This window comes from uncultured Veillonella sp., assembly GCF_938010505.1.
GTDB lineage: Bacteria > Bacillota > Negativicutes > Veillonellales > Veillonellaceae > Veillonella.
The window spans coordinates 1-7,496 of sequence record NZ_CALLVP010000137.1; the positions used below are offsets into that span (position 1 = coordinate 1).

Annotated in this window: 8 protein-coding genes; 5 read left to right on the forward strand and 3 right to left on the reverse strand. The window is 37.3% G+C overall.

Annotation, left to right across the window (positions count from 1 at the left end; all coding sequences use genetic code 11):
- Window positions 1-168 precede the first annotated feature (168 nt).
- Window positions 169-1,509, forward strand: coding sequence for an anaerobic C4-dicarboxylate transporter (locus tag Q0507_RS08380; protein ID WP_298715002.1), 1,341 nt, complete (start codon window positions 169-171; stop codon window positions 1,507-1,509).
- Between the two features lie 105 nt (window positions 1,510-1,614).
- Here Q0507_RS08380 and Q0507_RS08385 read toward each other — a convergent pair whose 3' ends face one another.
- The 3 genes from Q0507_RS08385 to Q0507_RS08395 all read right to left on the reverse strand — a co-directional run bounded on the left by Q0507_RS08385 (window position 1,615) and on the right by Q0507_RS08395 (window position 3,815).
- Window positions 1,615-2,022: a Fur family transcriptional regulator gene (locus tag Q0507_RS08385; protein WP_298715005.1), complete on the reverse strand. Its 408-nt coding sequence runs from the start codon at window positions 2,020-2,022 to the stop codon at window positions 1,615-1,617.
- Between the two features lie 208 nt (window positions 2,023-2,230).
- Window positions 2,231-3,049 carry a metal ABC transporter permease gene (locus Q0507_RS08390; protein ID WP_298715007.1) on the reverse strand — a complete coding sequence of 273 codons (819 nt, stop codon included), beginning with the start codon at window positions 3,047-3,049 and terminating at the stop codon, window positions 2,231-2,233.
- Window positions 3,042-3,815, reverse strand: a complete 774-nt coding sequence (locus tag Q0507_RS08395) for a metal ABC transporter ATP-binding protein (protein WP_298715009.1) — start codon at window positions 3,813-3,815, stop codon at window positions 3,042-3,044. The genes Q0507_RS08390 and Q0507_RS08395 overlap by 8 nt, the downstream gene beginning before the upstream one ends.
- Window positions 3,816-3,962: 147 nt before the next feature.
- On the opposite strand from Q0507_RS08395, the gene Q0507_RS08400 reads away from it, so the two are divergent.
- The 4 genes from Q0507_RS08400 (at window position 3,963) to Q0507_RS08415 (ending at window position 7,469) form a co-directional block, all read left to right on the forward strand.
- Window positions 3,963-4,877, forward strand: coding sequence for a metal ABC transporter substrate-binding protein (locus Q0507_RS08400; RefSeq protein ID WP_298715011.1), 915 nt, complete (start codon window positions 3,963-3,965; stop codon window positions 4,875-4,877).
- A 231-nt stretch (window positions 4,878-5,108) separates the two neighbouring features.
- A complete protein-coding gene (locus tag Q0507_RS08405; protein ID WP_298715013.1) occupies window positions 5,109-5,678 on the forward strand; it encodes a hypothetical protein in 570 nt (189 codons plus the stop codon).
- Window positions 5,679-5,837: 159 nt separating this feature from the next.
- On the forward strand, window positions 5,838-6,536 hold the full coding sequence (locus Q0507_RS08410; protein ID WP_298715015.1) for a hypothetical protein: 699 nt from the start codon (window positions 5,838-5,840) through the stop codon (window positions 6,534-6,536).
- Between the two features lie 249 nt (window positions 6,537-6,785).
- Window positions 6,786-7,469 (forward strand): hypothetical protein, encoded by a 684-nt coding sequence (locus Q0507_RS08415; RefSeq protein WP_298715017.1) that lies wholly within the window; start codon window positions 6,786-6,788, stop codon window positions 7,467-7,469.
- The last annotated feature ends 27 nt before the right edge of the window (window positions 7,470-7,496 follow it).

A 7,496-nucleotide genomic window follows, 5' to 3' on the forward strand; every position in this document is an offset into this window, starting at 1 on the left:
GAGATCTCCAATATGAGTCTTTTTATTTGTCGCAATATATTTTACAATTCATCATGTAAAAAATAAGATACTTTCATCAAATTTTTAAACTATAGACTATACATTGTCAAAATTCGATGATTATTTGGAATATCTATGATACTATATATGTATAAAGGAGGTCATCGTATGGACATTTATGTAATTATGCAAGTTCTTATTTTATTTGGTGCCATCTTCCTCGGCGTTCGCCTAGGTGGTATGGGTATCGGTTACGCTGGCGGCCTTGGGGTTGTGTTGTTAAGCCTTGGTATGGGGATGTTCCCGGGACAAATTCCGTGGGATGTAATTTTGATTATCATGTCTGCTATCGCAGCCATCTGTGCCTTACAGTTAGCCGGTGGTCTTGATTACTTGGTGCGCATTGCTGAAAACATTTTGCGTAAAAATCCTAAGCACATCAACTACTTAGCACCAACTGTTACGTATTTCTTAACTATTTTAGCAGGTACTGGTCATACAGCATTCTCTATGATTCCAGTAATCGTAGAGGTGGCGAAAAGTGAAAACATTAAGCCATCTGTACCATTATCAATTGCCGTTGTAGCGAGCCAAATTGGTATCACAGCGAGTCCTGTATCGGCAGCAGTAGTTGCTATGAGTGGATTCCTTGAGCCATATGGTGTTAACTATCCTACATTGCTCGCGATTTGTATTTCCACAACATTCGTAGGGGTTATGATTACGGCATTTATCATGTCTACCTTTGCGAATAATGATTTATCTTCTGATCCAGTATATCAAGAACGTTTGGCAGCAGGTCACGTGGCTCCACCTCGTGAAAAAAGCTCTGATTTCCATTTAAAACCAGGTGCGAAAACTTCTGTATTGATCTTCTTGATTGGTATCATTTGTATCGTATTCTACGCAACTGCAATTTCCAAAAATATTGGACTTATAAAACCAGTTATCTTTGGTCGAAACGATGCTATCATCGGCCTCATGATGATTATTGCAGCTACTATCACATTCTTCTGTAAGCTTGATACGGCTCAACTTGTTAATACAAGCACATTTAAATCCGGTTTATCCGCTTGTGTCTGTGTACTAGGTGTAGCATGGTTGGGCGATACTTTTGTAAAAGGTCATATTCCTGAAATTAAAGCACTCGCTTCTAGCATGGTAACAGCATATCCGTTCCTATTGGCGGTAGCCTTCTTCTTTGCAAGTACATTGTTGTATAGCCAAGCGGCAACTACACAAGCTTTGGTACCAGCTGTAATTCTAGCTCTCGGTATTACACCTGAGAACACAGAATCTGTTTATATTATTATCGCATCCTTCGCAGCTGTATCTGCACTCTTTGTATTGCCTACATATCCAACACTTTTGGGGGCTGTACAAATGGACGATACGGGCTCCACGCGAATCGGTAAGCTTGTATTTAACCATCCGTTCTTCATTCCTGGTGTACTTGCTATCGCCATTTCTGTAGCACTCGGTTTCGTAGTGGCTCCGTTGATGCTGTAATTGGTGAAAGCTAAATAAGGTTAATACAAAATATATTTTAAAACTAAAAAGGACGTAACTATCAGTTGCGTCCTTTTTGTTGTTTAAACATTAGTTGTCTATTTTCTACTTCTTGTTTTTGCACCTCTTACAAATCCCTGCAATCTCAAGGTGATGTTCCGTTACAGTGAATCCTGCATCGCTAAGTTCTTGTGGCATTTCTACGACAGGACAGGTGTGTAGAGGTATCATAGCGCCACAGCTCGTACATACTGCATAATGGCGATGTGTATGAGGGGTAATCTCATAGTATGCCATGTCACTCCCCATGAGTGTGGTACGCGTAACGATACCTTTTGTTTCTAATAACTCAAGGGTACGGTAGATGGTGGACATCCAAGTAGTACCGCTATCACCTAATCGCTCTGCAATTTCAATGGCTGTAATAGGCTTATCTGTTGTTGTTAATACGGACCAAATGGCTTCGCGCTGTTTGGTCTTTTTTATGCCTTCCGGCCAAGTTGTTGTATTCATATCTTTCTTTTGATTCTGTTTTAATACTAAAACTGATATACACCTGTATAGTTAAATGACTTATATGGCTAATAAAATATCAAATATGTTATCGGATTTAGTTAGCTATATTTTAAATTAAACTAGTTATATTATTTAACTCTAATTAGCTATATTACTCTAACTAGCTATGTTGTGTATGTCTAAACACATTAATAATGGTTTTAGCCTATTTGCTAAATTGTACGCGTCGTATGATAGCACGAATATTCTTAATGACTAATACTACTAGTAGGATTCCTACCGATGTTAACGACACGAAACCACCCGGTGCTACATTAAGGAAGTAGGATCCGAAAAGTCCAATGATCATGGCTAGTAAACTAAATCCAATGGAACAGAGTAGTGTTGTTCTAAATCCTTTTTCTAATTGTAATGCCGATGCTACTGGGAGTGCAATCATGGCACTTAATACGAGAACACCGACTATTTTAATGGATATAGATACGGCGGCAGCCATTAAGATGGCAAAGATATAATTAATAAAATCTACCTTAACTCCCACTACACGAGCGGCCTCTTCATCGTAGGCGATGTAGAGTAAGGAGTTATATAGGAAATACAAGGTGAGTACAGATAAAATTGTAAGTACTGCAATACTAATCATATCGGCTGCATTTACCGTAAGGATGCTACCAAAGAAAAATACATTGGCGTTAGCTTTCAGTTTGCCTGAACTAATGAGAGTAATAGCAGTACCGATACTAAGGGATAAGATAATTGTTAGAATTAAATCGAGGTGGTGGGAGAAGTATTTTCGCAAGAACTCGATGAGGGCACCGCAGATGGCTGTAAAGATAAAAGCCCCTAAAATTGGATTGGTGCTAGTCAATAAGCCTAGCGTAATACCTGCCAGCGATGCATGGCTCATGGTGTCACCAATCATACTAGAACGGCGTAGCACCATAAAGATACCAATGCATGGACATAAAAGGGAAATGCAGATGGCTACGAAGAAGGCATTTTGCATGAAATCATAACTAAACATGGCGCACCTCCTCAACTATGGTATCATCGGCCTGAGCCTGAGCCTGAGCCTGAGCCTGAGTGGTCACATCTGTGAAACAGGAGCAGTTTTCGTGATCTATCGGATTGTGACCTGTACTGTGCATGATTTCACTCGCATATTGCTCGGGAGAACAAAGGTGACCTTGGCCATTTGCGATGTGGTAGATATTTGTAGAGTTCGCTAAGGCCATTTCGATATTGTGCTCTACAGAAATAATTGTAATATGGTGCTCTTGGTTTAAATTGCGAAGGAGAGTGTAAATCCCTTCTTGGCTTTTTCTATCGATACCTGTTGAAGGCTCATCGAGGATGATGAGGTCAGGTCTACCGATGAGGGCACGAGCGATGGATACGCGTTGTGCTTGCCCACCTGAAAGTTTGCTGATGAGGCGGTCTTTAAACTCTGTCATATGAGTGAGCTCTAACACCCGATTGACTTCGTTCTTATCTTTAATTTTTAAGAGTTTGCGGTAGGAATCGAGGATTTCTTTTACCGTAATGGGAAAACCTGCATGGGAGAAATCATTTTTCTGAGATACGTATCGAATATTGTTTGTATCTCGTTTGATAGAGCCTTTCACAGGGGTAAGAAATCCTAAAATGAGGCGGAGTAAGGTACTTTTACCAGACCCATTGTCTCCTACGATGGATATATAATCGCCGCTATGAATATGTAGATTAAGGTCGTTCAACACATAAGGAGGTTGACCTTGATAGGAAAAATAAAGATGTTCTATAGATAACATATGAAAACCACATTTCTGATTGACAAAATTCTGAGTAAGTTTATACTATAACTATATTACAAATGCAACTGAGTCGCAACTGCAACTGAAGAATGCAACTTATTCTATACAGGCATAGCGGGCAGGATTTAACAAAGGAGGACTACGATGATCAAGAAACTGGTTTTGTTAGCTGTAGGTATTATGATGGCTGTTTTATTTGCAGGCTGTGGTAATGATACACCGAAGGCACAGAAGGAACAAGCAAGTAAAAAGATCCAAGTGGTAACAAGTTTTAATGCGATGGCTGAATTTACAAAAGCTATTGGTGGTGACAAGGTAGAGGTTTCTACTATTATTCCGGATGGCGTAGAGCCACATGATTTCGAGTTGAAGCCTGAAAACATGAAACAATTGGCAACAGCTCAATTATTTGTGTATAACGGTTTTGGTATGGAGCCTTGGGCAAAACAAGCTATCGAAGCCGCTAAAAATGATAAGCTCGTAACTGTTGTAGCTACTGAAGGCGTAGAAGCGATTAAAAATACTGACCCAGAAGAAATTAAAGAACATGGTGCAGAAGATCCTCACGCATGGTTATCTTTGAAAGACGCTAAAATTGAAGTGAAAAATATCAAGGATGCTCTTGTAAAAGCTGACCCAGCGAACAAGGATTACTACGAAAAGAATTACACTGAATACGTTGCTAAACTAGATGCAATGATTAAAAAATATGAAGAGCAATTCGCTAAAGCTCCTCATAAAAACTTCGTTACAGGCCATGCAGCATTTGCGTACTTAAGCCGTGACTTTGGATTAGAACAAAATAGTGTGGAAGATGTATTTGCTGAAGGCGAACCAAATGCAGCGCAATTGGCTAAACTCATCGAATACGCTAAAGAAAACCATATCACTACTATCTTTGCAGAAGAAATGGCTAGCCCAGAAGTATCCAAAACTTTGGCACAAGAAGTAGGGGCTAAGGTAGAAACTATTTACACTATCGAAAGCAACGAAGACAATAAAACATACTTAGAACGTATGGATGAAAACCTTACAAAAATTGCAGCATCTTTGCAATAAGATGACCAAAAAAGCAGCCCCTAGTGGGCTGCTTTTTTACGTTATAATAGGCTGGAATAATATCTTAAAAGTTAAATTATATAGTATAATATATATTATCAGATCAAATAAAAAAGGGGCCTAATATGGTTAGCACTAATAAATTAGGGATTACTGAGGAAAGGTCTTGATTATAGTTATTTTCTAGAGGATTAATTATTTAAAAGTGAGGAATTATAAGGGTAGGTTGCTATGAACGAGTTCTTTGGCCCATATATAGAAAAATGGATGCCTTTAATTACAGTTAAACGAATGTTAGTGGTTGCAATTGTATCGACCATTGTCACAGAGTTGGGAATACGTCTTTTAATGTTACTACTTCCTAATAGTTATTTTTATGACAGTATTATGTGGCAGATGTTAGGGCCCATTGATGTTTCGCTTGAGGATATTATTATCTTCTTAGCGGGGTCTGCTGTATCCATATTAGTTTTTTCTAGTATTCTTTACTTGATATTTAAGGTTTTTAAAGGACAAGGTACTTTTAAACAACTTGTATCGGACATATTGTTGAATCAAGCTTTAAATAGTTGGATTCACATGCTATTTTTGATGATTTTAGTTCCTGTGTATTCTGTATTAGACAGTCCACCCAATTCTGGTTCAAATGGCTTAAGCGCTTTGGAATGGATTAATGTTGTTGTTATGGCCCTCTTGATGGCTAAACAATTTAAGTTGAGTCCTGTCATTACGGGGATTGCCTTTTTCTTAGTTGGAAGTATCTTTGGTGTACTACAAATAGTATTATCTGGCGTATTATAATCGTATAGTATATTGTATATATTGATAGATTCCTTTGGGTGTCTATCAATATTTTTATTACATTTAATTAATAAAAAATATTTGATTAGAATAAATATATTTGCTCTAATAGTATTCGTGTTAAAATAGAAAAAATGTCATTCGTATGTAGGAGGGGCTATGGAAACAACATGGTATTCTGATTTTAAGGCATTAATCTTGTCTCCCTTTAAGCAAGGTATTCCACAGATTGTAGCGTATGGATCTTGCATGAAAGGGTTTTATGCAACGGCTGCAGTTAGTTTTGTTCTTACACTTCTAACAACTTTTATACCAGCTCTTGTTATATCCATTATGCAGTTACATCATACAGATTTTGGTCGTATTATTGTAATGAATGCAAATGGTAGTGCCGCTTATACACTTGCGTTTAATTTACTCGGTACCTTTATTGGTCTTTATATTAATGCTTATTTAGTATCTTGGATAGCAAATAAATTCGATGCTCATACTACCCCAAAAGAAGTACTAAAGGTTAATTGGTATTCCTACGCATATGGACAACTACTAATGCTTGTTTTGACTCTTTTTACAATACCTTTTTTCATCCTTTTCGTTGTTTACGGTTTTGTTAGACAAGATGGGCCATTCTATTTATACCTAGCTATGGGGATTCTTATAGTTAATATGATTGGTATTTCTGTTTGGACTTGGTGGGTAAGTCTTAATTTATTAAGCCAACAAATTAACAAACCTAAACTTTCAACATTTGGTATTACTCTATTAGCAGGTTTAATTCCATTCATTATCATTGGTAGTATTTCTGCACTTATCTTTTTCATAGTCATAAGCAATATACATTCTGGTGGGCTGTTTTAAGTAGTCATATTTACATCTAATGTATTGTAGAAAAATAGTGTAGAAGGTTTATGTTTGTTTCATCTAGATAATTATATAGTTGTGAAAAAATCATGAAAGCAAGGTATGAATATACCTTGCTTTTGTGCTATAATGATGAGCGGAAAATGAAAGGGAACTATTTTTTATAGTTCCTTATTGTGTGTTGTATGTTAGATTATTCAAACTTGAATGCGGTGTATGTATATTGTGTAAAAGGTGGTGAGGCCTATGGTGGTAGGTTTAGTACAGTTTATCTATCGTTTATTAAACCCTATTGAAGAAAAAAATCCACGGATGTATCACTTTGATATCGCTTATGGGCAACTCATAGGAATGCTGCTATTAACACTTATATGTTATCAATTTACTATCGTTGGTGAAGGTGTATATCTAGATGCTATACGTGCATTTATACGTAATTCCTCGTTATTAGTGAAGTGGGAATTACTATCTCTTCCAATTGGTCACCATGAGATACAGATCTTTTTTGAAGAGGTGGGGAAGCCTCGAGAATTTTGGAATTTAAGCCGCTTCGCATGGGTAATCGGAAAAGTAATTCTCATGGCCGGTATCATCATAGTCTATGCGGTAGCACAAGAGCGTAAATTCTATATACGAACTGTTACAACCGGTATTTTGCATATAATGGCACTTGCTCAACTTGTGATGGCTTTGGTTACCCTCACGGTAGGGATTATGCTAATTCTTACTATGGTACCACTAATATTGCAAGCTATCATTGGTTTTTGTATGATTGTGCTATGTATTTTGAGTACGGTATTACTTTTACAAACTATGGGGCGTATTACAGGGGCTTGCATTAACGGAACTCCTTATGAAGGTTTGATTCTAATGTTAATAGCGTTTTTAGTATCACTTGTATGTGAATGGATTTATATGTTGACTCGATAAAACACATATGATATATCTAGGATGAGC

What these genes read in the sequence shown, in the direction of transcription:
- Q0507_RS08380 (WP_298715002.1), top strand. Translation starts at nt 169, where the DNA reads ATGGACATTTATGTAATTATGCAAGTTCTTATTTTATTTGGTGCCATC.
- Q0507_RS08385 (WP_298715005.1), bottom strand. Translation starts at nt 2,022, where the DNA reads ATGAATACAACAACTTGGCCGGAAGGCATAAAAAAGACCAAACAGCGC.
- Q0507_RS08390 (WP_298715007.1), bottom strand. Translation starts at nt 3,049, where the DNA reads ATGTTTAGTTATGATTTCATGCAAAATGCCTTCTTCGTAGCCATCTGC.
- Q0507_RS08395 (WP_298715009.1), bottom strand. Translation starts at nt 3,815, where the DNA reads ATGTTATCTATAGAACATCTTTATTTTTCCTATCAAGGTCAACCTCCT.
- Q0507_RS08400 (WP_298715011.1), top strand. Translation starts at nt 3,963, where the DNA reads ATGATCAAGAAACTGGTTTTGTTAGCTGTAGGTATTATGATGGCTGTT.
- Q0507_RS08405 (WP_298715013.1), top strand. Translation starts at nt 5,109, where the DNA reads ATGAACGAGTTCTTTGGCCCATATATAGAAAAATGGATGCCTTTAATT.
- Q0507_RS08410 (WP_298715015.1), top strand. Translation starts at nt 5,838, where the DNA reads ATGGAAACAACATGGTATTCTGATTTTAAGGCATTAATCTTGTCTCCC.
- Q0507_RS08415 (WP_298715017.1), top strand. Translation starts at nt 6,786, where the DNA reads ATGGTGGTAGGTTTAGTACAGTTTATCTATCGTTTATTAAACCCTATT.